Source organism: Brevibacterium luteolum (assembly GCF_013004595.1).
Taxonomy (GTDB): domain Bacteria; phylum Actinomycetota; class Actinomycetes; order Actinomycetales; family Brevibacteriaceae; genus Brevibacterium; species Brevibacterium luteolum.
This window is the reverse complement of the sequence record NZ_JABEMC010000003.1, coordinates 371,301-395,811: the sequence shown is the minus strand read 5'-3', so window position 1 is coordinate 395,811 and position 24,511 is coordinate 371,301. Positions and strand designations below refer to the sequence as shown.

Sequence of the window (24,511 nt, the reverse complement as noted above, 5' to 3'; positions counted from 1 at the left end):
ACGATGAGCACGACTCGCACCCTGCTGCTGGCCGGGAACTGGAAGATGAACCTCGACCACCTGCAGGCGATCTCCACGGTGCAGAAGCTCGCCTGGTCGCTCAAGGACCACCGCGTCGACATCGAGAAGGCCGAGGTGGCGGTGCTGCCGCCATTCACCGACATCCGGTCGGTGCAAACCCTCATCCAGGGCGACAAGCTGCCGATCGCCTACGGCGGGCAGGATCTCTCAGCCCACGATGAAGGCGCCTACACCGGTGAGGTGTCCGGGGCGTTCCTCAACCGGTTGCGCTGCACGTACGTCATCGTCGGGCACAGCGAGCGCCGGGCCTACCACAGCGAAACCGATGAGGTCGTCGCCTCGAAGCTGCGCGCAGCGCTGCGGCACGAGCTCACCCCGATCCTGTGCGTCGGCGAGTCTCTGGAGACCCGTCAGGCCGGCGAGCACGTTCAGTTCACCCTCGGCCAGGTGGAGAAGGCTCTCGACGGGCTGAGCGCAGATGAGCTCTCCGGTCTCGTCATCGCCTACGAGCCTGTGTGGGCGATCGGCACTGGGGAGACGGCCACCGCCGGTGACGCTGCAGAGATGTGCTCGGCGATCCGCTCCCGGCTCGAAGAGCTCTACGATGCCGGATTCGCCGGCACTGTCCGGCTGCTCTACGGCGGCAGTGTCAAGACGGAGAACGTCGCTGAGATCGTCGCCCATGACGATGTCGACGGCGCACTCGTCGGCGGAGCGAGCCTCGACCCGGAGAGCTTCGCCTCTTTGTGCCACGCGGCTTCGTCGCAGTAGACTCTCTGACAGCATCTTTTCCTCAACGTACGCAAAGGCAGACAACTGTGGACTCCATCCTCACCTGGACATTGACGAGCATTCTTGTGCTCACCAGCGTGTTCCTCACCCTGCTCATCCTCCTGCACAAGGGCAAGGGCGGCGGCATGTCGGACATGTTCGGCGGCGGCATGAGCTCGAACCTCGGATCGTCAGGTGTCGCTGAGCGCAACCTCAACCGCTTCACCACGCTCGTGGCCATCGTGTGGGTGTCCTCGATCGTGCTGCTCGGACTCATGGTCCGCTTCCAGGGCTGAGGACAAGACAGACAAACGGTGTGGGGCCGGCGGATATCCGCGGCCCCACACCGTTTTCGCATCCGTCAGCAGACGGCCATCTCAGCGCGCTTGGCTCACACGTCCTCGAAGCCGAACGCAGCGAGGATGTCAGCGATGCCCTGCGCACGATCGCGCAGATGCAGACGCAGCACCGGCCGGCCGCGATCGGTGAGCACATCGGCGTCACCGGCGGCCTGCGCGGCCTGCAGCTGACCGAAGCTGTACGATTCGCCCGGAATCAGCACATCAGCCCGTGGGCTGCCGGTGATCTGCAGGAACACACCGTTGGGGCGTCCGCCCTTGTGGTACTGGCCCGTCGAGTGCAGATAGCGCGGCCCGTAGCCGAAAGTCGTCTGCAGTCCGGTGCGCAGCGCGGCCGCCTGCCGGATGAGCTCGGCACGCCGGTCGCTGATCCGGTCGAGGAAGGCCTGGACTGCCAGGTATCCGTATTCGTCAGCTGCGGCCGCCAGGGCGCGCAGCGCCTCTTCGAGCGTGTCGACACCCTCGAGCAGGTGCGGTGAGCCGTAGACCTCGACGGAGCCGACAGTGAACAGCGGCTCTTCGCTGTCGATCGGCGAATCGGATTCCAGCAGTGCGCGTGCACTGGCCTTCGCCGCCTCGACATCGGGCTGGTCGAAGGGATTGATGCCGATGCTGTAGCCGGTGATGGCGGTGGTGTACTCCCACAGCAGGAACTGCGCCCCCAGCGGATAGTCGACCGCACAGGCGAAGCCCGACGGGGGAGTGGCCTCACCGGTGACTTCACCGACGAACAGCAGCATCGCATCAGCCCGCGCGTCGGAGAAGCCGGGTGCGTCCGGTCCTTCGACGACGACCGGGAGGATGCCCTCGCCGTCCTTGCCGGTCGATTCGGCCAGCAGCTGCTCCAGCCAGGCGCCCAGACCAACGATCGAGGAGGTGGTGCGGGCGATGACGAGCTTGTCGGTCTCCCGGGCGTGGGCAACACCGAGGAACGCGCCGAGCTGGACGGCAGGGTTGTCCGGTGAGTCGTGTTCAAGCTGCGGAGCGATCTCGCGCGCCTCAGCGAGCAGTCCGGCGATGTCGGCGCCGGCCAGGCCGGCCGGCACGAGGCCGAAGGCACTGAGAGCGGAGAACCGGCCGCCGACGCGCGGATCAGCGTAGAAGACCTTGCGGTAGCCTTCCTGCTCGGCCAGCTGCGCCAGCGGCGATCCGGGATCGGTGACGACGACCATGCGGGAGGCGGCTGGAATGCCGGCGGCCTCGAACGCCTCGGCGAAGGCACGGCGCTGCGCCTCGGTCTCGATCGTCGAGCCTGACTTCGATGCCACGACGACAACACTGCGCTGCAGGTCCGTGCCGATGGCTTCGGCGATCTGGCCGGGATCGGTGGTGTCGACGACTTCGAGGAACACACCCGCGGTGGCGCAGATGACCTCAGGGGCCAGCGATGAGCCGCCCATGCCGCAGAGGGTGACATGGTCGATGCCCTCGGCGGCGAGCTCGGCGCGCAGCTTCTCGATCTCGTCGAGCAGCTCGACTGACGATTCCGGCAGGCCCACCCAGCCCAGCCGCTTGGAGGCCTCCGCCTCGGCGGCGTCGCCCCACAGCGTGGCATCACCGGAGGCGATGCGCGAGGCGGTGCGGGCGGTGACGAGATCGCGGACCTCGTCCTCGAATTCGGCGGGGGAGGGATAGCCGAATGACAGTGTCATGACTGTGCTCCTTCAAGCTGCTGGGTGACGGTCTCGACGAGTTCTGCCCAGCTGGCGTCGAACTTCTCCAGGCCCTCTCGCTCAAGGACGTCCATCACCTCGGCGTAGTCGATGCCCATGATCGCCAGCGTGTCGAAGAGCTCATCGGCCTCGGTGTGCCGATCGACGACCGTGTCGCCGTGCAGCTCACCATGGTCGGCGAAGGCCTCCAGGGTCTTCTCCGGCATCGTGTTGACCACACCCTCGGTGACGAGCTCGCTGACATAGAGCGTGTCAGGGTAGGCAGGATCCTTGGTGCCCGTCGACGCCCACAGCGGCCGCTGGCGGTGCGCACCGGCAGCCTCGAGGACGTCCCAGCGCTCACTGTCGAACAGCTGCGTGCAGATCTCGTAGGCCAGGCGGCAGTTCGCGATGCCGGCCTTGCCCTTGAGGCTCAGCGCCTTCTCCGAGCCGATGGCATCGAGGCGCTTGTCGATCTCCGAATCGACGCGGGAGACGAAGATCGAGGCGACCGAGTGGATGCGGGAGATGTCGCGGCCGGCCTCGCGGGCGCGTTCGAGACCGCTGATGAACGCCTCGACGACCTTCCGGTAGCGGTCGAGAGCGAAGATGAGGGTGACGTTGACGCTGATGCCCTCACCGAGGGTGCGGGCGATGGCGAGCATGCCCTCCTCGGTGGCGGGGATCTTGATGAGGATGTTCGGCCGGTCGATCATCTCCCACAGCTTGCGCGCACACTCGACGGTCCCCTCGGTGTCGTGCGCGAGAAGGGGAGGCACCTCGATCGACACCCGTCCGTCGACGCCGCCGGAGGCCCGGTAGATCGGTGCGAGGATGTCGGCGGCCTGCGCAACGTCGTGACAGGTGAGCGCATCGATGGCCTCGTCGACACTGGCGCCGAAGGCAGCAAGCTCGCGGACTTGCGCATCGTAGGCTTCGCCGTCGGCCAGCGCGGCGGCGAAGATCGTCGGGTTCGTCGTCACACCCACAACGCTCCTGTCGACGATGAGCGAGCCGAGCGACCCGGAGGTAATCCGGCCGCGGGACAGGTCGTCGAGCCACACCGAGACCCCGGCGCGGCTGAGCTGGGCGAGTCGATCAGTCATCATCGTCCTTCCACTGCTGAGATGCTGTCTTCTGCTGCTGCGACGACGGCTTCGGCGGTGATGCCGAACTCCTCGTACAGGCGCTTGTAGTCAGCCGAGGCGCCGAAGTGCTCCAGCGAGACAGCCCGGCCGTAGGTGCCGAGGAACTGGTGCCAGCTCTGGGCGGTACCGGCCTCGACGCTGACCCGCGCGTGGACCTCTGCCGGCAGCACCGAGTTGCGGTAGTTCTCGTCCTGGGCGGCGAACCATTCGAAGCACGGCATCGAGACGACGCGCACGGCGCGGCCCTGCTCGGCCAGCGTCTCGGCGGCAGCCAGGGCGATCTCGACCTCCGAGCCGGAGGCGAGCAGGATGACATCCGGGGTGCCGGTGCAGTCCTTGAGGATGTAGCCGCCCTTGGCCGTCTCCGAGGCGGGGGCCAGGGCGGTGCGGTCGAGCACCGGGACGGCCTGGCGGGTGAGGACGAGGCCGGAGGGCCCGTCAGCGCGTTTGAGGATCTGCTTCCACGCCTCGGCGGTCTCGTTGGCATCGGCGGGACGCACGACGTCGAGGCCGGGGATCGCGCGCAGCGAGGACAGGTGCTCGACCGGCTGGTGGGTCGGGCCGTCCTCGCCTAGGCCGATCGAGTCGTGGGTCCACACGAAGATGTTGGGCACCTGCTGCAGTGCGGCCAGGCGGACGGCCGGGCGCTGGTAGTCGGAGAAGACGAGGAAGGTGCCGTTGTACGGGCGGGTCGGGCCGTGCAGGGCGATGCCGTTGCAGATGAGGCCCGCGGCGAACTCGCGGATGCCGAAGTGCAGGTTACGTCCGTAGAGCTCGCCTGAGAACATCTCCGAGCTGCGCTCCGGCGGCAGGAAGGAGGCGGCGTCCTTGATGAGTGTGTTGTTCGAGCCGGCGAGGTCAGCCGAACCGCCCCACAGCTCCGGCAGTGCCTCGGCGATCGCGTTGAGCACCTTTCCGGAGGCCGCACGGGTGGCCACACCCTTGGCATCGGCGTCGAAGACCGGGAACAGCTCATCCAGGTTCTCCGGCAGCTCACCGGAGACCAGCCGGTCGAGCAGAGCGGCGCGATCGGGCTGCTCGCTGCGCCACTGCTCGAAGCGCTTCGACCAATCGGCGTGCGCTTCGGCTCCGCGGTCGCGGACCTGGCGGGCATGGGCGAGGACATCGTCGTCGACGGCGAAGTCGGCCTCTGGGTCGAAGCCGAGGATCTTCTTCGTCGCTGCGATCTCCTCAGCGCCGAGGGCCGCGCCGTGGGAGGCGCCGGTGCCCTGAGCGGTCGGGCTCGGCCAGGCGATGATCGTCGACAGGCGGATGAACGACGGGCGCGGATCGGCCTTGGCGGCCTCGACAGCGGCGTGCAGGGCGTCGATGTCCTCGGTGTAGTCACCGTCGTTCAGGAAGTCGACGTGCTGGACGTGCCAGCCGTAGGCCTCGTAGCGGGCGGAGACGTCCTCGGTGAAGGCGATCGAGGTGTCGTCCTCGATCGAGATGCGGTTGTCGTCCCAGATGACGATGAGGTTGCCGAGGTTCTGGGTGCCGGCCAGGGAGGATGCCTCTGAAGACACGCCCTCCTGCAGGTCGCCGTCACCGGCGATGACGAAGACGCGGTGATCGAAAACCGACTCACCGGCAGCAGTGTCAGGATCGAAGAGGCCGCGTTCGCGGCGTGCGGCCATCGCCATGCCGACTGCGGAGGCCAGTCCCGAGCCGAGCGGGCCGGTGGTGATCTCCACACCGTCGGTGTGGCCGACCTCCGGGTGGCCGGGAGTCAGGGAGCCCCACTGGCGCAGCGCCTTGAGATCGCCGAGTTCGAGGCCGTAGCCGCTGAGGTAGAGCTGGACGTACTGGGTCAGGCTGGAGTGACCGGCAGAGAGGACGAAGCGGTCACGGCCGATCCACTGCGGGTCCGCCGGGTCGTGGACCATCGCATGCTGATAGAGGTAGTAGGCGACCGGAGCCAGGCTCATCGCCGTGCCGGGATGACCGTTGCCGGCCTTCTGCACGGCATCGGCAGCGAGCAGGCGGGCAGTGTCAACTGCAGTGCGGTCCGCAGCGAACCAGGGGAGGGAGCTCATGTGAGTGAATCAATCCTTCTCATCAACGGTAATCCACCACCGACTCTACCCGCCGAGATGAGCTGCGCGGAACCGCGCAGGCCCCCTTTCGGCACCGGCTGACAGATACCTCACACACGGCGCGCGCGTACACCGGCTGACCACGCACGAAGTCTGGCAGCAGGCGGACACGGCGGCAGCGGGCGGAAGTGGAATTTAACTCGACGACGAGTAGAATAATGTCCGTTGGCTGACAGCCGCCCAAAGCGCAGCTGAACAGCCTCGCCCCTGTTCGAATGAGGAAGTGACTTGAGCGACGTGACTGCCGACCAGAACCGTGCCGCCCTCTCTGAGGAGAAGCCGCTGCAGCGGATCGCCGATGAGACGACGCGTGGGTCGAAGCCCCGCAGCCGGTTCATGGCCTTCATCGCGCTGACGAAGCCGCGCATCATCGAGTTGCTGCTCGTCACCACCGCCCCGGTGATGTTCCTCGCCGCCCAGGGCCTGCCGAGCCTGTGGCTCGTGCTCACCACCCTCATCGGCGGTTCTGCTGCCGCCGCCTCGGCGAACGTCTTCAACTGCTATCTCGACCGCGACATCGATGCGAAGATGCACCGGACCGAGAACCGCCCGCTCGTCACCGGTGAGGTCTCCGCCCGTGAGGCGCTCGTCTTCGCCTTCGCGCTCGGCATCGGCTCGATCTTCTGGATGGGCGGCTTCACCAACTGGGTCGCCGCCGGCCTGACCGCCACCGCGATCCTGCTCTACGTCGTCTTCTACACGATCATGCTCAAGCGCCACACCACCCAGAACATCGTCTGGGGCGGCGCCGCCGGCTGCATGCCGGTGCTCATCGGCTGGTCGGCTGTCACCGGTTCGGTCAGCTGGGAGCCGTTCATCCTGTTCCTCGTCGTGTTCTTCTGGACGCCGCCGCACTACTGGCCGCTGGCCATCAAGTACAAGGCCGACTACGACGCCGCCGGCGTGCCGATGCTGCCGTCGAAGGTCCCGCCGACGAGCGTGGGCCGGCAGATCATCTGGTACGGCTGGGCAATGGTCGCCGCCAGCCTCGCGCTCATCCCGGTCGCCCCGATGGGCCCGATCTACATCGCCACCGCTGTACTGGCAGGCGCCTGGTTCATGTACCAGTGCTACGCCCTCGTCAAGCGAGCGAAGAAGGGCTTCTCCGGCACCCAGCTGCGCGCCATGAAGGTCTTCCACGGCTCGATCACCTACCTGTCGGTGCTGTTCCTCGCCGTCGCCGTCGACCCGTTCTTCAACCCGTTCTTCGGCTGACGCACCACTCCAGCTCTCATCTCAGGTCCGGCTCCGATGCCGGGCCTGAGTCGTGTCCGGGGGCCGATATACTTCAAGCACCGACCGCACCGAACCCCGACGCTGCGGCGCAACGAGCACTGGAGAGTCTGTGAGCGAGCACGCTGGTTCCCCTGCCGATTCCGATGTCGCCGAGTCTGACGCCGCCGCTGGCCCCGCCGCCGAGGCGGTGGTCGCCGCTGCAGAGTCCGAACGGGTCAGCGTCGCGACCGAAGAGGAGCTGAAGTTCGCCCCGGCTCCCGAGCAGCCGATCCCCGACCTCTCCGGCCTGGCACATGAGGTCGGCGGGGAGTCGATGCAGCTTGATGCCGTGTACTTCGACTCCCCGGACTTCCAGCTCTCGCGCGCGAAGCTCACCCTGCGCCGGCGCACCGGCGGCACGGATGCCGGCTGGCACCTCAAGCTGCCGGCCGGCAGCGCCCGCACCGAGATGCACGTGGACCTGTCCGACGGCGACGAGCTCCGCGTGCCTGCCGAACTGCTCGCCGTGGTCCGTGAGGAAGTCGGGCAGGTGCCGCTCATCCCGGTCGCCCTGCTCAGCACCGCCCGCACCACCACGCTGCTGGCCGAACGCGCCGGCGACCCGGCTGTGGCTGAGCTCAGCGACGATCACGTCACCGCCGTGCGCTTCGCCCGCCCGGGTGTGGCCGCAGCCCGGTCTGAGTGGCGCGAACTCGAAGTCGAGCTCGTCGAGGCCGGCACTGGGCAGGCGCTGCTCGACGGGATCGCCGAGGTCTTCACCGCAGCCGGCATCGAACCGGCTGAGGCCCCCTCGAAGCTCGCCCGCGCGCTCGGCACAGCGCCCCAGCTGGCAGCCAAGCGGACGCTGACCCGCAAGTCACCGCTGGTCGAGACGGTGCTCGCCGCGATGGCCGAGCACATCGGCGTGCTGCAGCACCGCGAGCAGGACGTCGCCGTCGACGCCCCGGATGCCGTGCACAAGGCCCGGGTGGCCTCCCGGCGGCTGCGCAGCATCCTCAAGACCTTCGCCCCGCTCTTCGACGCCAACTCCGTCACCCGGCTGCGCGAGGAGCTCAAATGGTTCGCCACCCGGCTCGGCTACGCCCGCGATGCCGAAGTGCAGCTCGAACGGCTCCCGCGCCTTCTCGACGACCTGCCTGCCGAGGCGATCACCGACGGGGTGGCCGAGCAGATGACGCAGATGCTCACCGCCCATCACCGCAAATCGGTCTCCAACGTCAAGCGCACCCTGTCGACAGCGCGCTACCGCAAGCTGCTCGCCTCCCTCCAGCACTGGCTGGAGGACCCGCCGTTCAACCCCGGCTGGGACGCGACCGCACCGACCGGCAAGGCGTATCGGCCGATGCTCGACGAGGCGATCGCCAAGGTGCGCCGACAGCAGCGCAAGGTGCGCACCACCTCGGGCGCGGAGCAGCTCGTCCACCGGCACGAAGTGCGCAAGAAGGCCAAGGTCGTCCGCTACGTCTGCGAGGCGCTGTCACTGGCACTCGGCAAGCCTGCCGCCGAGGCGGCTGAGGCGTGGGAGGCGGTCACCGAGCACTACGGTGAGCTCAACGACGCCGCCGTCGCCCGCGAATGGATCCAGCAGCTGGGGCGCCGGGCCGAGGAGGACGGGCATCCGTCATTCACCTATGGGGTGCTGTTCGGCACTCAGCTGCACCACACGGAGGCATCGCTCAAGGACGCCGACCGGGTGCTCAAGAGGGCATTCGAGACGAAGCTGTGAGCGCTGCGTCCCGGTTCTCGGCAGCCGGTGCCGCAGGCTCGGCGTCGCGGAGTGCTGGGCGGCGGTAGAGGGAGTCGACGGCGACTGTTGTGGCGGCGACCATGAAGCACACGCCGAGCAGGTGGGCTGCGACGAGCAGCTCGGGCAGGCCGGTGAAGTACTGGATGTAGCCGATGACGCCCTGGGCGAGTTCGATGACGAGCAGCACCGTGAAGGCCTTGGCCGGGAAGGTCAGGCCCTGGCGACGGGCCATGAGCACGGCTGCGATCGTGGCCGCCACGAGGATCCAGACCGGGATCGCGTGGAGGCGGGAGATGATGACGGTGTCGAAGCCGTTGCGGGCGCTGAGCGCATCGCCGGCATGCGGGCCGGCACCGGTGACGAGCACTCCGAGGATGACGACGAGGGCGGTGAGCCCGCCGATCACCCAGCCGATCATCCACAGACCGGGTGTGCCCAGCGGTGTCGCCGGCCGGCCGGCATCACCGGTGCGCCTGAGCATGAACGCTGAGATCGCCACGGCGATCGCCGAGGGCACGAAGTGGCTGGCGACGATCCACGGATTGAGCTGCATGCGCACGCTGATGCCGCCGACGACCGCCTGCGAGACGACGATGAGGGCAAGAGCGATGACCGACCAGAAGATCTCCGGGCGGGTTCGGCGCATCCGCCACACCGCGATGAGGGTGAAGATGCAGTACAGGCCGAGGAAGATCGCCAGCACCCGGTTGCCGAACTCGATGTAACCGTGGATGCCCATCTCCGGGGTGTTCGTCAGCGAGTCCTCGGTGCAGCGCGGCCACGTCGGGCAGCCGAGCCCGGAGCCGGTGAGCCTGACCGTGCCGCCGGTCATGATGATCCCGGACTGGGCCAGCAGCATGATCCACGCAACGGCGCGGATGAATCGGTTGGGCTGGCGGGGCATGAACCGGGAGGCGAAGCTGGTGCGCTCTGCCGCCGGCTGTGAGGTCGTGGCGGTCATGTGCCGATTATCTCATTTGGCATCGAAGGAGAAGAACCGGACCCCTGTGACAATACCCACGAGTGTCCAGGCGGCCATGACCGCCAGCGCGGTGACGTCGATACCGCTGGTGAGCACGGCCGTGCGCATCGCATCGCCCAGGGCCCCGGAGGGCAGCCAGGACACGATCGCACCCCAGGTGCCGGGGTGAGTGAGCAGCAGCCCGCCGAGTGAGGCCATGAGCACCCACAGCAGGTTCGCCAGCGCCAGAGTCGCCTCCGCGCGGATGGTTCCGGCCATGACGAGTCCCCACACGAGGAACATCGCCGTGCCGAGGAACGCGGTGAGCACAACACCGAGGATGTGCACACCGCTGTCGAAGCCGAGCACGAGTGCGAGCACGGCGATGAGGACGAACTGGATGACGACGACGCAGCAGGTGGCGATGAATTTCCCGGCGATGAGCCCGCGCACACCCAGGGGAGTGGTCGCCAGCTGCCGCAGCACCCCATAGCGGCGGTCGAAAGCGGTGGCGATCGCCTGCCCGGTGAACGCACTTGAGCCGATCGCCAGGCTCAGCACCCCGGCGGTGGCGACGTCGACAGGCCGGCGGCCGCCCAGGTCGACGCCGAGCGCCTCGAGGATCGAGGTGGTCGCCAGGCCGAAGAGGATGATCGCTGGCAGGATGATCGAGACGAGCAGCTGTTCACCGTTCTGCAGGAACGTGCGGATCTCGAAAGCAGCCTGCGCCCGGACCCGCGCGCTGGCCGGTGCCGGGCCCGAGGCGGTCGTCACCGCGCCCGAGGTGGTGGTCTGGGGTGTCGGATCGGTCACCGCAGGCTCCTTCCGGTCAGGTCGAGGAAGACGTCGTTGAGGGTGCGGCCGGTGACGGCGAACTCCTCGCAGGCGACATCGTGGTCTGCCAGCAGCCTGGTGATCGCAGCGAGGTCGGCAGGTGTGATGTCCCCGCGCAGCAGCGTGGTCGCTGTATCCCCGGGAGCCTGGTCGACGGTGCCGTGGGCTGCGAGTCCGCAGCGCACCTCAGCAGGCAGGGGAGTCTCGGTGACGATGCGCAGCATCCGGTTGCCGCCGCCGTTCATGAGCTGACGCGGTGTGCCGGCGGCGATGACGCGGCCGTGGTCGATGATGGTGATCTCATCGGCCAGCTGCTGGGCGTCGTCCATGTCGTGAGTGGTGAGGACGACGCAGGCACCGGCTCGGCGCTGCTCGTCGATGACTTCGTGGACGACGAGCGCGGCCTGCGGGTCGAGGCCGGCGGTCGGCTCGTCGAGGAACAGCAGGCGCGGCCGGCCGATGAGGGCTGCGGCCAGCCCGACGCGCTGGCGCTGCCCTCCGGATAGGCGCCGGATCGACCGGTCGGAAAACGAGGTGATGCCCAGCCGCTCGGCAAGCTCTGTGACGTCGAGAGGGGAGGCGTACAGGCGTGAGAGGTGCGTGAGCACCGCCAGCGGGCGGGCGGCCATCGGCAGGCCGCCGTCTTGGAGCATGACGCCGGTCAGCCCTGCGGTGAAGGTGTGTTCGGCGACGGGATCGCGGCCGAAGATGCGCACCGTGCCGGCACTCGGCCGGTGCAGTCCGACGGCACAGGCGATGGTCGTCGACTTCCCCGCGCCGTTGGGTCCGAGGATCGCGTGGACGGTCCCGGCATCGGCACGCAGGGAGACCTCGTCGACGGCGCGCTGGCCGGTGCGGTAGGAGAAGGCCAGGCCGTCGATGGTGAGCGGTGCAGGCGATGCAGGGGTGTCAGACACGCGTACCATCGTAGCCGTGCCCGAGAGCCGACACTTTAGGGTGCCCTTTGTTTACATGGAACAATTTAGAACACAATACTGTTGTCTAAAGCAGAGTCACTGGTATCGTCGGCGGAAAGCGGGGTGAAACTCATGGCTGCCCAGCATGCTCCACAGCGCAAGTCGCGCACACACGAAGACGTCAAAACCCGGCACCGGGTGCTGGCCTCTGTCCTCGACCAGGGGCCCGTCAGCGCCTCAGCGGTGGCGAAGTCCATGGATCTCACCGCCGCCGCGATCCGCCGGCACCTCGACGCCCTGGCTGATGAGGGCCTCGTCGAGGTCCGCGACCTGGCCGGGACGAAGATCGGCCGTGGCCGGCCGGCACGCCAGTACGTGGTGACCGCCGAAGGCCACGCTGAGATCAGCCACAGCTACGACGACCTCGCCGTCGACGTGCTCGACTTCCTCGCCCGCAAGGACGGCCGTGAGGCAGTCGCCGAGTACGCCGCCGAATACGTCGAAGGGCTGCGGGCGCGTCTGCGCTCGAGGCTGTCGCAGAACGCCGAGACGATTCCCAGCCGCTCCCGCGAACTGGCCCAAGCGCTCTCCGCCGAGGGATTCGCCGCCTCGGCCACCCCGGTGGCCGTCGGCACCCCGCTGGAGGCGATGCAGCTGTGCCAGGGACACTGCCCGATCCAGAACGTCGCCGAGGCCTACCCCGAGTTCTGCGAACAGGAACTCGAGATGTTCTCCGACTACCTCGGGGTCGACGTCCGCCGCCTGTCGACACTGGCCGGCGGAGGCCACGTCTGCACGACCCACATTCCCACCTCTGTCGTCAACCGCCCGTTGATCGACCAGAACGATCGCACACAAGGAGGCTCAAGGTGACTGACACCACCGAGACCAACCCGATTCTTGAGGCCAATCCTGAGCTTCACGACATCGGCAACTACGCCTACGGCTGGCACGATGAGAACGATGCCGGCGCCACCGCCGAACGCGGCCTGAGCGAAGAGGTCGTCCGCCGGATCTCGGCTCTGAAGGAGGAGCCGGAGTGGATGCTCAACCGCCGCCTCAAGGCCCTGCGCCTGTTCGACAAGAAGCCGATGCCGCACTGGGGCGCTGACCTCACCGACATCAACTTCGACGACATCAAGTACTTCGTCCGCTCCACCGAAGGTCAGGTGCAGTCCTGGGAGGACCTGCCCGAGGACATCAAGAACACCTACGACCGCCTCGGCATCCCCGAGGCTGAGAAGCAGCGCCTGGTGGCAGGCGTGGCCGCCCAGTACGAGTCCGAGGTCGTCTACCACAAGATCAACGAGGAGCTGGAGCGCCAGGGCGTCATCTTCCTCGACACCGACACCGGCCTGCGCGAGCACCCGGAGATCTTCGAAGAGTACTTCGGCTCGGTCATCCCGGCCGGCGACAACAAGTTCTCGGCCCTCAACACCGCAGTGTGGTCCGGCGGGTCGTTCATCTACGTGCCCAAGGGCGTCCACGTCGAGATCCCGCTGCAGGCCTACTTCCGGATCAACACCGAGAACATGGGTCAGTTCGAGCGCACCCTCATCATCGCCGACGAAGGCTCCTACGTGCACTACGTCGAGGGCTGCACCGCACCGATCTACAAGTCCGACTCGCTGCACTCGGCTGTCGTCGAGATCATCGCGAAGAAGGACGCCCGCGTGCGCTACACGACCATCCAGAACTGGTCGAACAACGTGTACAACCTCGTCACCAAGCGTGCGATCGCCGAAGAGGGCGCGACGATGGAATGGGTCGACGGCAACATCGGCTCGAAGGTCACCATGAAGTACCCGGCGATCTGGCTGACCGGCCAGCACGCCCGCGGTGAGACCCTGTCGGTGGCGTTCGCCGGCGGCGGCCAGCACCAGGACACCGGTGCCAAGATGGTCCACGCCGCACCGAACACCCACTCGTCGATCGTGTCGAAGTCCGTGGCCCGCAACGGCGGCCGCGCCGGCTACCGCGGCCTCGTGCACGTCCACCCGAAGGCCAAGGGCTCATCGAACACCGTGCTGTGCGACGCCCTGCTCGTCGACAACATCTCACGCTCGGACACCTACCCCTACATCGACATCCGCGAAGACGATGTCTCCCTCGGCCACGAGGCCACCGTCTCCAAGGTCAGCGAGGATCAGCTGTTCTACCTCATGAGCCGCGGCCTCGACGAGACCGAGGCGATGGCGATGATCGTGCGCGGCTTCGTCGAGCCGATCGCCCGTGAGCTGCCGATGGAGTACGCCCTCGAGCTCAACCGCCTCATCGAGCTGCAGATGGAGGGCGCGGTCGGCTGATCGAGCCACCGCACCCATCCAGGCACCCACGTCTCACACAGGAGAGAACACTCAATGACACAGACTCTTGAGAACCCGAGCGAGGTCCAGGTTCCGGCGAAATCCCGCAGTGAACGGACCCGCAGCTTCTCAGTCGCCGACTTCCCGCAGATCACCGGACGGGAAGAGGAATGGCGCTTCACCCCGGTGCGCAAGCTCACCGACCTCCTCGACGACGCCGGCACCGGCCAGTCGCTCAACCTCAGCCAGGATCTGCCGGCAGGGGTCACCCAGGAGGTCATCGACCTGGAGGCCGCCCGCACGATGGGCGTGCTCGAGCCTGAGGATCGCCCGGCTGCGATCGCCGCGAACCAGGCACCCGGCGTGCTTCACTACGATGTGCCCGCCGGCGCCGAGCTCGACAAACCGGTCATCATCCACGCTGACGGCGTGGAAGGCCAGACCGTCCACGGCCACGTCGTCGTCACCGTCGGCGCCAACGCCAAGGCCACCATCGTCGTCGAACACGAGGGCAAGGCCCGCTACTCCGAGCTCGTCTCGCTGCTCATCGGTGAGGGTGCAGAGGTCACCTTCGCTTCCATCCAGCTGTGGGAGGACGGATCGGTCCACCTCGGCCAGCACGACGCGCTCGTCGGCAAGGACGCTCAGTTCAAGCACATCGCCATCTCGCTTGGCGGAGACATCGTGCGCCTGAACTCCAACGTCCGCTACGACGGCCCCGGCGGCGAGGCCGAGCTGCTCGGCCTGTACTTCGCCGACGCCGGCCAGCACCTGGAGCACCGCACCTACATCGACCACAACACGCCGAAGGCGACCTCCAACGTGCTGTACAAGGGCGCGCTGCAGGGCACCGACGCACACAGCGTGTGGATCGGCGATGTGCTCATCCGTCCCGAGGCCCTGGGCATCGACACCTACGAGCTCAACCGCAACCTCATCCTCACCGAGGGCGCACGAGCCGATTCGGTGCCGAACCTGGAGATCGAGACCGGTGACATCGAAGGCGCCGGCCACGCATCGTCGACTGGTCGCTTCGATGAGGAGCACCTGTTCTACCTCATGAGCCGCGGCATCCCGGAGACCGTCGCCCGACGCCTGGTGGTGCGTGGCTTCTTCAACGAGGTCATCCAGCAGATCCGCGTGCCCGAGATCGAGGAAGTCCTCACCGAGCAGATCGAGGACGAGCTGTCGCGGAGCATGATGTGAGTCTGCACGAAGCGTGCAAGGCCAGTGCTGTCCCGGCCGGCGAAGCGCTGCGCGTCGTCATCGACGAACGCGAGATCTGCATCGCCCGCACCGAGGACGGCACCGTCCACGCGATCGACGACCTGTGCACCCACGGCGAGGTCTCACTCGCCGAAGGGGAGATCATGGACTGCTCGATCGAGTGCTGGCTGCACGGCTCCGCCTTCTCACTGACCACCGGACAGCCGCTGACCCCGCCGGCCTCCGAACCGGTCGCCGTGTATCCGTGCGAAGAGCGCGACGGCGTCGTCTACGTCGACCTCACCCCGGCAGCGGCCAACTGATCCTCACCGAACGAACAACACCAAAGGACTGAAACCATGGCAACTCTTTCCATCCGCGACCTGCACGTCAGCGTCCAGACCGAATCCGGCCCCAAGGAGATCCTCAAGGGCGTCGACCTGGGGCTCAACTCCAACGAGACCCACGCGATCATGGGCCCCAACGGCTCGGGCAAGTCGACCCTGGCCTACGCCCTGGCCGGCCACCCGAAGTACGAGATCACCTCCGGCACCGTCACCCTCGACGGAGAGGACATCACCGAGATGTCCCCGGACGAGCGCGCCCGCGCCGGCCTGTTCCTGGCCATGCAGTACCCCGTCGAGGTTCCCGGCGTGACCGTGACGAACTTCCTGCGCTCGGCCAAGACCGCCATCGACGGCGAGGCCCCGAAGCTGCGCACCTGGACCAAGGAGCTCTCCGGCGCGATGAAGGACCTGCGCGTCGACCCGGCGTTCGCCGCCCGCAACGTCAACGAGGGCTTCTCCGGTGGTGAGAAGAAGCGCCACGAGATCCTCCAGATGGAGATGCTCAAGCCGCGCTTCGCGATCCTCGACGAGACCGACTCCGGCCTCGACGTCGACGCCCTGCGCATCGTCTCCGAGGGTGTCAACCGCGCCAAGGAGAAGACCGATGTCGGCATCATGCTCATCACCCACTACACCCGCATCCTGCAGTACATCACCCCGGATCGCGTGCACGTGCTCTACAACGGCCGCGTGGCTGAGTCCGGCGGACCGGAGCTGGCCGAGCGCCTCGAGAACGAGGGTTACGACCGCCTCGCCCTGCAGGACGCCTGATCACCACGCTCACCTCAATGCTCCGCCCTGCTGACATCGACCGCATCCGCAACGACTTCCCGATCCTCGATCGGGAAGTCGGCGGGCAGCGGCTGGTGTATCTCGACTCCGGTGCCACCGCGCAGAAGCCGCGCCAGGTCATCGATGCGATCGATGAGTTCTACCAGCGGCGCAACGCCGCGGTGCACCGGGGTGCGCATCAGCTGGCCGTCGAAGCCACTGATGCGTTCGAGGCCGGGCGCGAGGCGGTGGCGGCCTTCGTCGGGGCCGCCGCCGACGAGGTGTGCTGGACGAAGAACGCCACGGAGGCGCTCAACGTCGTCGCCCTCGGCATGGCGCATGCCTCAGCAGGGCTCGGGGGAGCAGAAGCGCAGCGCTTCCGGCTCGGTCCCGGCGACTCGATCGTCGTGACCGAGATGGAGCACCACGCCAACCTCATCCCGTGGCAGCAGACCGCAGCGCTCACCGGCGCCCAGCTGCGCTGGCTGCCGCTGACCGACGACGGCCAGCTCGACCTCACTGAGCTCGACACCATCGTCGATGAGACGACGAAGGTGCTGGCCTTCACCCACGTCTCGAACGTGCTCGGCACCATCAATCCCGTCGAGCGGCTCGGCGAGCGCGCCCGCGCCGTCGGCGCCTACACGGTGCTCGATGCCTGCCAGTCGGTGCCGCACCTGCCGGTCAACCTGCACGACCTCGACGTCGACTTCGCAGCCTTCTCCGGTCACAAGATGCTGGGACCCACCGGCATCGGCGCACTCTACGGCCGCTCTGAGCTGCTCAACGCTCTCCCGCCGGTCATCACCGGCGGCTCGATGATCACGACCGTCGACATGGAATCGGCTGCGTTCATGCCCGCCCCGCAGCGGTTCGAAGCCGGCACCCAGCCGATCGCCGAGATCGTCGGCCTGCATGCCGCAGTCGACTTCCTCGGCTACTACGGCATGGAAGAGCTCGCCGCCCACGAGGCGCAGATCGCCGCCCGGCTCATCGACGGCATTGCCCAGATCCCGGGAATCCGGCGGATCGGCCCGCCAGCTGACGAGGCGAGCATCGCTGCGGTGTCCTTCGACGTCGACGGCGTGCACGCCCACGACGTCGGCCAGGTGCTCGACAGCCGCGGCATCGCCGTGCGCGTCGGCCACCACTGCGCCCAGCCGCTGCACCGCCGCTACGGCCTGACCGCCACTACCCGGGCCAGCGCTTCGGTCTTCACCACGGAGGCCGACTGCGATGCCTTCCTGGCAGCGCTGGCAGAGGTGCGGCCCTTCTTCGGACTGGCATGAGAGAAGCGAGGACACCATGAGCGATCTGCAGCAGCTGTACCAAGAGGTCATTCTCGACCACGCCAAGCGCCGCTGCGGCAATCTGCCGCTGACCGGCGCACCCGAGAACGGCGACGCACTGTTCGGCTCCTCCCACCAGGTCAACCCGACCTGCGGAGACGAGATCACCGTCGAGGCGCTCTACGACCCTGCCGCCGAGAGCCTGCACATGCGCTGGGACGGCGCCGGCTGCTCGATTTCGATGGCCTCGGCCTCAGTGCTGGCCGAGATGCTCGACGAGCTGGCACCGGACCGGTTCGCCGAGGTGGAAGCCAGCTTCCACGAGCTCATGCACTCCCGTGGGCGCGGGCACGCCGACGAGGAGCTGCTCGGCGATGCTGCCGCGTTCGAGGGAGTCTCGAAGTTTCCTGCGCGCATCAAGTGCGCGCTGCTGGCCTGGATGGCATTCAAGGATGCCTTCGTGCAGGCGCAGGCGGCCGCCGAGGGCCGCTGACCCGTATGCTGACAGTACGAGGAGGACACTATGCCTGAAGTGATCGACCAACCGACTAACGCCACACCCGAAGAGGTCATCGACGCGCTCATGGACGTCGTCGACCCGGAGCTCGGCGTCAACATCGTCGACCTGGGACTCGTCTACGGCGCGTCCGTTGAGGACGACGGCACTGCCGTCGTCGAGATGACCCTGACCTCGGCGGCCTGCCCGCTGACCGACGTCATCGAGGACCAGTGCGCCCAGCAGCTCGAGGGCATCGTGCCGGCCTACCGCATCAACTGGGTGTGGATGCCGCCATGGGGCCCCGAGCGCATCACCGAGGACGGCAAGGAGCAGATGCGCGCCCTCGGCTTCAACATCTGAGCCCACCACACGCAAAAGGGGCCGGTGAGCAGTCAGACTGCTCACCGGCCCCCATTTCTGGGCTGATCAGATCCGGCCAGCGGAGAACGTATCGCACGCGGCGGGATCGCCGTCCTCATACCCGTGCATGAACCAGGTCTCGCGCTGTTCGGAGGACCCGTGTGTGAAGTTCTCCGGTGTCACCCGGCCCTGCGCCTTCTGTTGGATCCGGTCATCGCCAACCGCCTCGGCAGCCGAGACCGCCGAGCGGATGTCCGAGGCCGTCAGCGGCTGCAGGTACGGTTCACCAGTCCCGGCGTCCTTCGTCTTCGAGGCATTCGACGCCCACACTCCGGCATAGCAGTCGGCCTGCAGCTCCAGGCGCACCGCCGAGGACTGCGGGCCGGTGTCACCCTGCTGGGCACGGTTGATGTCACCGGTCAGGCGCTGGATGTGGTGGCCGAACTCATGGGCGATGACATACTCCTCAGCCAGCGGACCCTGACCGGCGCCGTACTGGCTGCGCAGCTGGTCGAAGAACCCGACGTCGAAGTAGGCTGTCTCATCAGCCGGGCAGTAGAACGGGCCCATCGCCGAACTGGCCGCGCCGCAGCCGGTCTGCCACGAACCAGACGTCAGTACCACCTCGGGCCGGTGATACCGCACCCCGAGCCGGGAGGCGCCGCCGCCCCAATAGGTGTTGAGCGAATTCACGGTGCCCACGACACGGCACTCGATGTTGCGGTTGGCGTCCTCACCGGTCTGGCACTGCTCGGCCAGTGACTGTCCGCCGTCCTGCTCACCGACCTGCGAGTAGTCGTAACTAGAGCCCTCGCCGAGGCCCTGGTTGATGAACCCGGGGCCGAAGAGAATGACGCCGAGGATGAGCACGGCGATCGAGCCGATGCCACCGCCGACCTTGATGGGACCGCCCATGCCGCCGCCGGAGCGGCGGGAGACCTGGGAGGTGTCGAGCTGACTGCCGGGATTGAAGGTCATGGCAGTAGCATAGTGTGGGCATCGCGCGCCGGGAATAGGCGCTTTCTGGCCTGACCAGCAATTTCGGAAGGACACATACGTGACGATCACTGTCGCCGTCGACGGTTCCGCCCTCGGCAACCCTGGGCCCGCTGGCTGGGCCTGGTACATCGACGACGACTGCTGGGACGCCGGCGGCTGGAAGAAGGCGACGAACAATCGCGGTGAGCTGCAGGCGGTCATCGAGATCCTCAACGCAACTGCGGATGCCGACACGCCGCTGCACATCCTGTGCGACAGCCAGTACGTCATCAACTCGGTGACGAAGTGGATGCCGAACTGGAAGCGCCGCGGCTGGAAGAAGGCCGACGGCAAGGACGTGCAGAACCGCGACCTCATGGAGGCCCTCGACGCCGCGCTGGCTGGCCGGAGTGTCGAGTTCGAATGGGTCAAAGGTCACAGCAACCACACCCTCAACGATGCCGCCGACGAGCGCGCCCGAGCTGCCGCTGCTGCGTATAAAGACGACACGCCCGTGCCCACCGGCCCCGGCTTCACCGGTGCCGCACGTAAGTCACCGGCTGCCCCTGATACTGCGCCTGCCGCTCCCGAGGCGGTGGCCGCCGCGCCTGCGACCGTCCAGGTCTCATGTGAGCTCGAGCGCGATCTCGCTGACCGCATCGTCGCCGCCGCCCGGGCAGCCGAGCGCAGCCCGCAGGACGAACTCGCCCGGCTCATCCGCTCAGGCGCCGAAGCAGCCTACGGAGAGGACACGCGATGATCTCCGTGCACGATCTTGAGGTGATGGTCGGTGCCCGCACGCTCATGACCGAGGTGAGTTTCCGGGTCGACAAGGGCGACCGTGTCGGCCTCGTCGGCCGCAACGGCGCTGGCAAAACCACCCTGACGAAGGTGCTCATGGACGAAGTGCAGCCCAGCGCCGGCACCGTCTCACGCACCGGCACCGTCGGATACCTGCCGCAGGACCCGCGCACCGGCAATCCGAAGGCCACCGCCATCGAGCGGATCCTCGCCGCCCGCGAACTCGACGTCATCGCCCGCCGGATGCGCAAAGCCGAAGCGCAGATGTCGGATCCGGACCCCGATGTCATGTCCAAGGCGATTGAGAAGTACCCGCGCATCGAAGCCGAATTCATCGCCGCCGGCGGGTACGCCGCCGAATCGGAGGCGCTGAGCATCGCCGCGAACCTCGGGCTCGAAGAGTCCACCATCCGCCAGGGGCTGCAGACACTCTCGGGCGGTCAGCGCCGCCGCGTCGAACTCGCCCGGATCCTCTTCGAGGCACCGGACACGATGATCCTCGACGAGCCGACCAACCACCTCGACGCCGAATCGGTCGCCTGGCTGCGCGGCTACCTCAAAACGTACTCCGGTGGGCTCATCATCATCTCCCACGACCTCGACCTCATCGACGAAGTCGTCAACACCGTCTTCTTCCTCGACGCCACCCGGCAGTGCATCGACATCTACTCGATGACCTACCAGCAGTACCTCAAGCAGCGCGAAGCCGATGAGCGGCGCCGGCGCCGCGAACGGGCCAATGTCGAGAAGAAAGCCGCGGCACTGTCCGCGCAGGCCGACAAGATGCGAGCCAAGGCCACGAAGGCCGTCGCCGCCCAGCAGATGGCCAAGCGCGCCGAGCGGATGCTCTCGGGTCTGGAGTCCGAACGCCAATCGGAGAAGGTCGCGCATCTGCGCTTCCCGGCACCGACTGCCTGCGGCAGGGTGCCGCTGACGGCTGAGGGACTGTCGAAGAGCTACGGATCGACCGAGGTGTTCACCGGCGTCGACCTGGCCATCGACCGCGGCTCACGGGTCGTCGTGCTCGGCTTCAACGGTGCCGGCAAGACGACCCTGCTGACCCTGCTGGCCGGGCTTGAGAAGCCGGACTCCGGTGAGGTCATCGCCGGCCACGGCCTCAAGCTCGGCTACTACGCCCAGGAGCACGAAACCCTCGATGTCAACAAGACCGTGCTGGAGAACATGGTCGCCCACGCCGATCACCTCGATGACACGGCGGTGCGCAATGTGCTCGGCTCGTTCCTGTTCTCCGGCGACGACGTCTACAAGCCGGCCGGCGTTCTCTCCGGTGGTGAGAAGACCCGCCTGGCGCTGGCCACCCTCGTCGTGTCGAGCGCGAACGTGCTGCTGCTCGATGAGCCGACGAACAACCTCGATCCGGCCAGCCGCGAGGAGATCCTCTCAGCGATCCGCCGCTATGAGGGCGCGATCGTGCTCGTCACCCACGACGTCGGCGCGGTCGAAGCGCTGAATCCCGACCGGGTGCTCCTGCTGCCCGACGGCGACGAGGACCACTGGAGCGCCGAGTACCTCGACCTCGTCACCCTCGCCTGAGGCGATCAGAACAGTCGCTCAGAAGCCCTGCTCGTCGAGCAGCGCGTCCTCAGCATCCTCTGCCGAGCCCTGCTTGCGCCGCGCTGACACAGCCGTCGCACCGGCTGTCCGGCTGGCTGCCGCTGCGCTGCGGCGGGCAGCAGTCCTGCGCGGGCCGGCGCTGCCGTACCGCGAGGCACGGCCGGCTGGGGTGCTGGCACGCCCGCGGGAACGGCCGGCGGCAATCGTGTCCTTGTCGACGACGACGTACTCCGTGCGCGGAGCCCGGCCAGCCTGCTCGGCGGCTTCGAGATCACGGCTGATGCGCTCCCGGCGGGCGGCGTAGAAGACGCCACCGAGGATCATGATCCCGAACACGATCCACTGGAACGTATACGACAGGTGGGAACCGGGATCGGTGCTCGGCGGCGGCAGGGATGTCAGGCGCTCAGCCGGGGCCGGGTCCTCGCCTTCGAGCTGCGCGTAGGTCCCGGTATACGGAGCGCTCATGCCCGGCACGATCGCCGGGTCGATGCTGCGGATGGTGTTCTCAGAGGCCGTCTCTCCCGAGGCCTCCTGCGGTGTGCGCAGCCAGCCAGTGATGCTGACCTCCCCAGCCGGGGGAGCAGGAAGAGCGGAGACGTCCGGGGCCTCACCCATCTGGCCGGTGGGCACCCAGCCGCGCACGACAGCCAGCTCGCCTCCGGCCTCGGTGACCAGCGGCACGAGCACATAGAAACCGGCCTGCCCATCGAGGCTGCGGTTGCGCACGAGGATCGTCGAGGAGGCATCGTAGGTGCCGCGGGTCTCAAAGCGCTTCCAGTCGAGCTCATCGGGCAGCGCGGCATCACGCTGAGGCAGGATCGCTGAGAGCGGTTCGGCCTCGCCGTGGTAGTTCGCATTGATGTGGGCGATCTCAGCGTCGCGGGCCTCACGGCGGTTGTTCTGCCAGTTGGCGAGGAATCCGCAGGCGATCGCAGCGACAACCGCCAAGGCGATGTAGCGCAGCCAGCGGGAGGAGAGGATGAAGCGGTAGGAGCTAGCAGCCATCAGCCAGCCCCTGCTGGGATCTCATCGACCGGCACGTCGTCCTTAAGCAGGCCGCGCAGCTGCAGGTACTCGTGCAGGTAGGTCCGGTGATCATCACAGGCCAACCATACTTTTCGCCTCTCCGGGGTGTGAACCCGGGGGTTGTTCCACAGCATCGCGAAGGCCGCCGGGCGACTGCAGGCCCGGGCAGAGCAGCGCAGCTCACTCACGGGTCTCACCGTCCTCCTCACCGGCAGGCGGAGGAGTACCATCCGCATCGGGTTCGACCACGGTGCCCTCTACAACATCGTGCGTTTCCTCGTCGTCGACCTGCCTGCTGTCATGAGCCGGTGTGGAGGCGCTGCCGGGAGAGACCGTGTATCCGCCGATCACCTCCGCGTCGACCACGTCGGACTCGGCACTCGAGGCGCCGCCCGCCTCGGGACCGGAACCGGCACCAGCATCGCTGCGGCCTGCCTGCAGCTCCGGCAGCGGCGGCCCGTCGATCTGCGCGGTCTTGGTCCGGGTGATGTTCTCCTTGCCAGCATTGGCGATCTGTACAGCGATCCACGGGAGGAACACCGCACCGGCCACACACGCCCAGCGCACCCAGCCGGTCGTGACGATGGCCAGGACAAAGCAGGTGATGCGGATGGCCATGGACAGCAGGTAGCGGCGGGAACGGGCGCGGGTGTCGGCTTCGTGAGACTCGTCGGCATCCGTGATGTGCGTGCGTGGTCTCTTCTGTGCCATAGCCTTCCATGACTCGTGCTTTCAGATACAAAAGCCTACCGCCCTATTGTCTCCCAGATACTTAAGGACTTCATCTGTACGTTAGGTTGGAGACATCACACTGCCCGCGCCGTTCCCACGCGGCGATCGCACGAAGAAGGAGCCCCCACACGTGTCTGAATCACGCGTCGTCCTCGTCACCGGCGGCAACCGCGGCATCGGCCGCACCATCGCCGAGGAATTCATCGCCGCAGGCCACAAGGTCGCCGTGACCTCCCGCAACGGCGAGGCACCCGAAGGTGCGCTGGCCGTTGCCGCCGATGTCACCGACACCGCCTCGATCGACGCGGCGTTCACCCAGGTCGAAGACGAGCTCGGCCCGGTCGAGATCGTCGTCGCCAACGCCGGCATCACCAAGGACAACCTGCTCATGCGCATGGACGACGAGGAGTTCGGCGCCGTCATCGACACCAACCTCACCGGCGCCTTCCGCACCGTCAAGCGCGGTATCACCTCGATGATCCGCGCGAAGTACGGCCGCATCGTGCTCATCTCCTCGGTCTCCGGTCTCCTCGGTGTGGCCGGGCAGGCGAACTACTCGTCGTCGAAGGCCGGCCTGGTGGGCCTGGCGCGGTCGATCACCCGCGAGCTCGGTTCGCGCGGCATCACCGCCAATGTCGTGGCACCGGGCTTCATCCGCACCGATATGACCGATGAGCTGCCGGAGAAACAGCAGAAGGAATACCTTGCTCAGATCCCGGCCAAGCGGTTCGCCGAAGCCGAGGAGGTCGCTCGCGTGGTGCGCTGGGTCGCCTCCGATGAGGCCGCCTACATCTCCGGGGCCGTCATTCCGGTTGACGGCGGCCTGGGTATGGGACACTGAACAACGGACTGACCACGGCAGCCTGGCGGCAGGAC

General features: G+C 67.4%; 24 protein-coding genes. 15 read left to right on the top strand and 9 right to left on the bottom strand.

From position 1 onward, the window contains the following. The first annotated feature begins 3 nt into the window (after positions 1-3). Both tpiA and secG read left to right on the top strand, forming a co-directional pair. Complete coding sequence (tpiA, locus tag HLA91_RS07340; RefSeq protein WP_102160220.1) at positions 4-792, top strand: triose-phosphate isomerase; 789 nt, start codon at positions 4-6, stop codon at positions 790-792. A 47-nt stretch (positions 793-839) separates the two neighbouring features. Beyond that, the gene (secG, locus tag HLA91_RS07335; RefSeq protein ID WP_243743525.1) at positions 840-1,088 is read left to right on the top strand and encodes a preprotein translocase subunit SecG; all 249 of its coding nucleotides are present in this window, start codon (positions 840-842) and stop codon (positions 1,086-1,088) included. Between the two features lie 95 nt (positions 1,089-1,183). Here secG and HLA91_RS07330 read toward each other — a convergent pair whose 3' ends face one another. From HLA91_RS07330 to tkt, 3 genes are read right to left on the bottom strand one after another with little or no spacing between them, the layout of a single operon-like run. Beyond that, entirely contained in the window at positions 1,184-2,803 is a 1,620-nt protein-coding gene (locus HLA91_RS07330; protein ID WP_170274140.1) for a glucose-6-phosphate isomerase, read from the bottom strand. Then, positions 2,800-3,909, bottom strand: coding sequence for a transaldolase (gene tal, locus HLA91_RS07325; protein WP_170274139.1), 1,110 nt, complete (start codon positions 3,907-3,909; stop codon positions 2,800-2,802). The genes HLA91_RS07330 and tal overlap by 4 nt, the downstream gene beginning before the upstream one ends. Next, entirely contained in the window at positions 3,909-5,987 is a 2,079-nt protein-coding gene (gene tkt / locus HLA91_RS07320) for a transketolase (RefSeq protein ID WP_170274138.1), read from the bottom strand. Before tkt ends, tal begins: the two co-directional genes overlap by 1 nt. Before the next feature lie 342 nt (positions 5,988-6,329). Here tkt and HLA91_RS07315 point away from each other — a divergent pair, with 342 nt between their 5' ends. Both HLA91_RS07315 and HLA91_RS07310 read left to right on the top strand, forming a co-directional pair. Further along, complete coding sequence (locus tag HLA91_RS07315; protein WP_257995016.1) at positions 6,330-7,262, top strand: heme o synthase; 933 nt, start codon at positions 6,330-6,332, stop codon at positions 7,260-7,262. Positions 7,263-7,392: 130 nt separating this feature from the next. Then, positions 7,393-9,009, top strand: coding sequence for a CHAD domain-containing protein (locus HLA91_RS07310; protein WP_170274137.1), 1,617 nt, complete (start codon positions 7,393-7,395; stop codon positions 9,007-9,009). On the opposite strand, the gene HLA91_RS07305 is transcribed toward HLA91_RS07310, so the two are convergent. Genes HLA91_RS07305 through HLA91_RS07295 form a run of 3 tightly spaced genes read right to left on the bottom strand, consistent with a single transcriptional unit; the run spans position 8,981 to position 11,742 of the window. Then, positions 8,981-9,991, bottom strand: coding sequence for a COX15/CtaA family protein (locus tag HLA91_RS07305; RefSeq protein ID WP_239557043.1), 1,011 nt, complete (start codon positions 9,989-9,991; stop codon positions 8,981-8,983). The two genes, HLA91_RS07310 and HLA91_RS07305, sit on opposite strands and share 29 nt — an antisense overlap. A gap of 12 nt (positions 9,992-10,003) precedes the next feature. Further along, the gene (locus tag HLA91_RS07300) at positions 10,004-10,804 is read right to left on the bottom strand and encodes an ABC transporter permease (protein ID WP_338076731.1); all 801 of its coding nucleotides are present in this window, start codon (positions 10,802-10,804) and stop codon (positions 10,004-10,006) included. Next, positions 10,801-11,742 (bottom strand): ABC transporter ATP-binding protein, encoded by a 942-nt coding sequence (locus HLA91_RS07295; RefSeq protein ID WP_257994987.1) that lies wholly within the window; start codon positions 11,740-11,742, stop codon positions 10,801-10,803. The genes HLA91_RS07300 and HLA91_RS07295 overlap by 4 nt, the downstream gene beginning before the upstream one ends. A gap of 132 nt (positions 11,743-11,874) precedes the next feature. Between HLA91_RS07295 and HLA91_RS07290 the strand changes: the two genes are divergently transcribed. The 8 genes from HLA91_RS07290 to HLA91_RS07255 are packed head-to-tail and all read left to right on the top strand — an operon-like array spanning position 11,875 to position 18,520. Then, complete coding sequence (locus HLA91_RS07290) at positions 11,875-12,615, top strand: helix-turn-helix transcriptional regulator (protein WP_170274136.1); 741 nt, start codon at positions 11,875-11,877, stop codon at positions 12,613-12,615. Next, positions 12,612-14,048 carry a Fe-S cluster assembly protein SufB gene (gene sufB / locus HLA91_RS07285; protein ID WP_102160206.1) on the top strand — a complete coding sequence of 479 codons (1,437 nt, stop codon included), beginning with the start codon at positions 12,612-12,614 and terminating at the stop codon, positions 14,046-14,048. The genes HLA91_RS07290 and sufB overlap by 4 nt, the downstream gene beginning before the upstream one ends. A gap of 54 nt (positions 14,049-14,102) precedes the next feature. After that, positions 14,103-15,254, top strand: a complete 1,152-nt coding sequence (sufD, locus tag HLA91_RS07280) for a Fe-S cluster assembly protein SufD (protein WP_170274135.1) — start codon at positions 14,103-14,105, stop codon at positions 15,252-15,254. Further along, positions 15,251-15,577 (top strand): non-heme iron oxygenase ferredoxin subunit, encoded by a 327-nt coding sequence (locus HLA91_RS07275; protein WP_170274134.1) that lies wholly within the window; start codon positions 15,251-15,253, stop codon positions 15,575-15,577. The genes sufD and HLA91_RS07275 overlap by 4 nt, the downstream gene beginning before the upstream one ends. Positions 15,578-15,613: 36 nt before the next feature. After that, positions 15,614-16,372 (top strand): Fe-S cluster assembly ATPase SufC, encoded by a 759-nt coding sequence (gene sufC / locus HLA91_RS07270; RefSeq protein WP_170274133.1) that lies wholly within the window; start codon positions 15,614-15,616, stop codon positions 16,370-16,372. 17 nt (positions 16,373-16,389) lie between these two features. Further along, a complete protein-coding gene (locus HLA91_RS07265) occupies positions 16,390-17,661 on the top strand; it encodes a SufS family cysteine desulfurase (protein WP_170274132.1) in 1,272 nt (423 codons plus the stop codon). Between the two features lie 16 nt (positions 17,662-17,677). Further along, a complete protein-coding gene (sufU, locus tag HLA91_RS07260) occupies positions 17,678-18,154 on the top strand; it encodes a Fe-S cluster assembly sulfur transfer protein SufU (protein ID WP_170274131.1) in 477 nt (158 codons plus the stop codon). A gap of 30 nt (positions 18,155-18,184) precedes the next feature. Beyond that, the gene (locus HLA91_RS07255; protein WP_102160193.1) at positions 18,185-18,520 is read left to right on the top strand and encodes a metal-sulfur cluster assembly factor; all 336 of its coding nucleotides are present in this window, start codon (positions 18,185-18,187) and stop codon (positions 18,518-18,520) included. A gap of 66 nt (positions 18,521-18,586) precedes the next feature. Here HLA91_RS07255 and ypfJ read toward each other — a convergent pair whose 3' ends face one another. Then, positions 18,587-19,498 (bottom strand): KPN_02809 family neutral zinc metallopeptidase, encoded by a 912-nt coding sequence (gene ypfJ / locus HLA91_RS07250; protein WP_170274130.1) that lies wholly within the window; start codon positions 19,496-19,498, stop codon positions 18,587-18,589. A gap of 79 nt (positions 19,499-19,577) precedes the next feature. Here ypfJ and HLA91_RS14195 point away from each other — a divergent pair, with 79 nt between their 5' ends. Then, complete coding sequence (locus tag HLA91_RS14195; RefSeq protein WP_102160189.1) at positions 19,578-20,258, top strand: ribonuclease H family protein; 681 nt, start codon at positions 19,578-19,580, stop codon at positions 20,256-20,258. Next, complete coding sequence (locus tag HLA91_RS07240; RefSeq protein WP_170274129.1) at positions 20,255-21,853, top strand: ABC-F family ATP-binding cassette domain-containing protein; 1,599 nt, start codon at positions 20,255-20,257, stop codon at positions 21,851-21,853. Before HLA91_RS14195 ends, HLA91_RS07240 begins: the two co-directional genes overlap by 4 nt. Positions 21,854-21,871: 18 nt before the next feature. On the opposite strand, the gene HLA91_RS07235 is transcribed toward HLA91_RS07240, so the two are convergent. Both HLA91_RS07235 and HLA91_RS07225 read right to left on the bottom strand, forming a co-directional pair. Beyond that, the gene (locus HLA91_RS07235) at positions 21,872-22,882 is read right to left on the bottom strand and encodes an SURF1 family cytochrome oxidase biogenesis protein (protein ID WP_170274128.1); all 1,011 of its coding nucleotides are present in this window, start codon (positions 22,880-22,882) and stop codon (positions 21,872-21,874) included. 201 nt (positions 22,883-23,083) lie between these two features. After that, positions 23,084-23,614, bottom strand: coding sequence for a DUF3099 domain-containing protein (locus tag HLA91_RS07225; protein ID WP_170274127.1), 531 nt, complete (start codon positions 23,612-23,614; stop codon positions 23,084-23,086). A 151-nt stretch (positions 23,615-23,765) separates the two neighbouring features. Here HLA91_RS07225 and HLA91_RS07220 point away from each other — a divergent pair, with 151 nt between their 5' ends. After that, the gene (locus HLA91_RS07220; protein ID WP_165882910.1) at positions 23,766-24,476 is read left to right on the top strand and encodes a beta-ketoacyl-ACP reductase; all 711 of its coding nucleotides are present in this window, start codon (positions 23,766-23,768) and stop codon (positions 24,474-24,476) included. Positions 24,477-24,511: the final 35 nt, after the last annotated feature.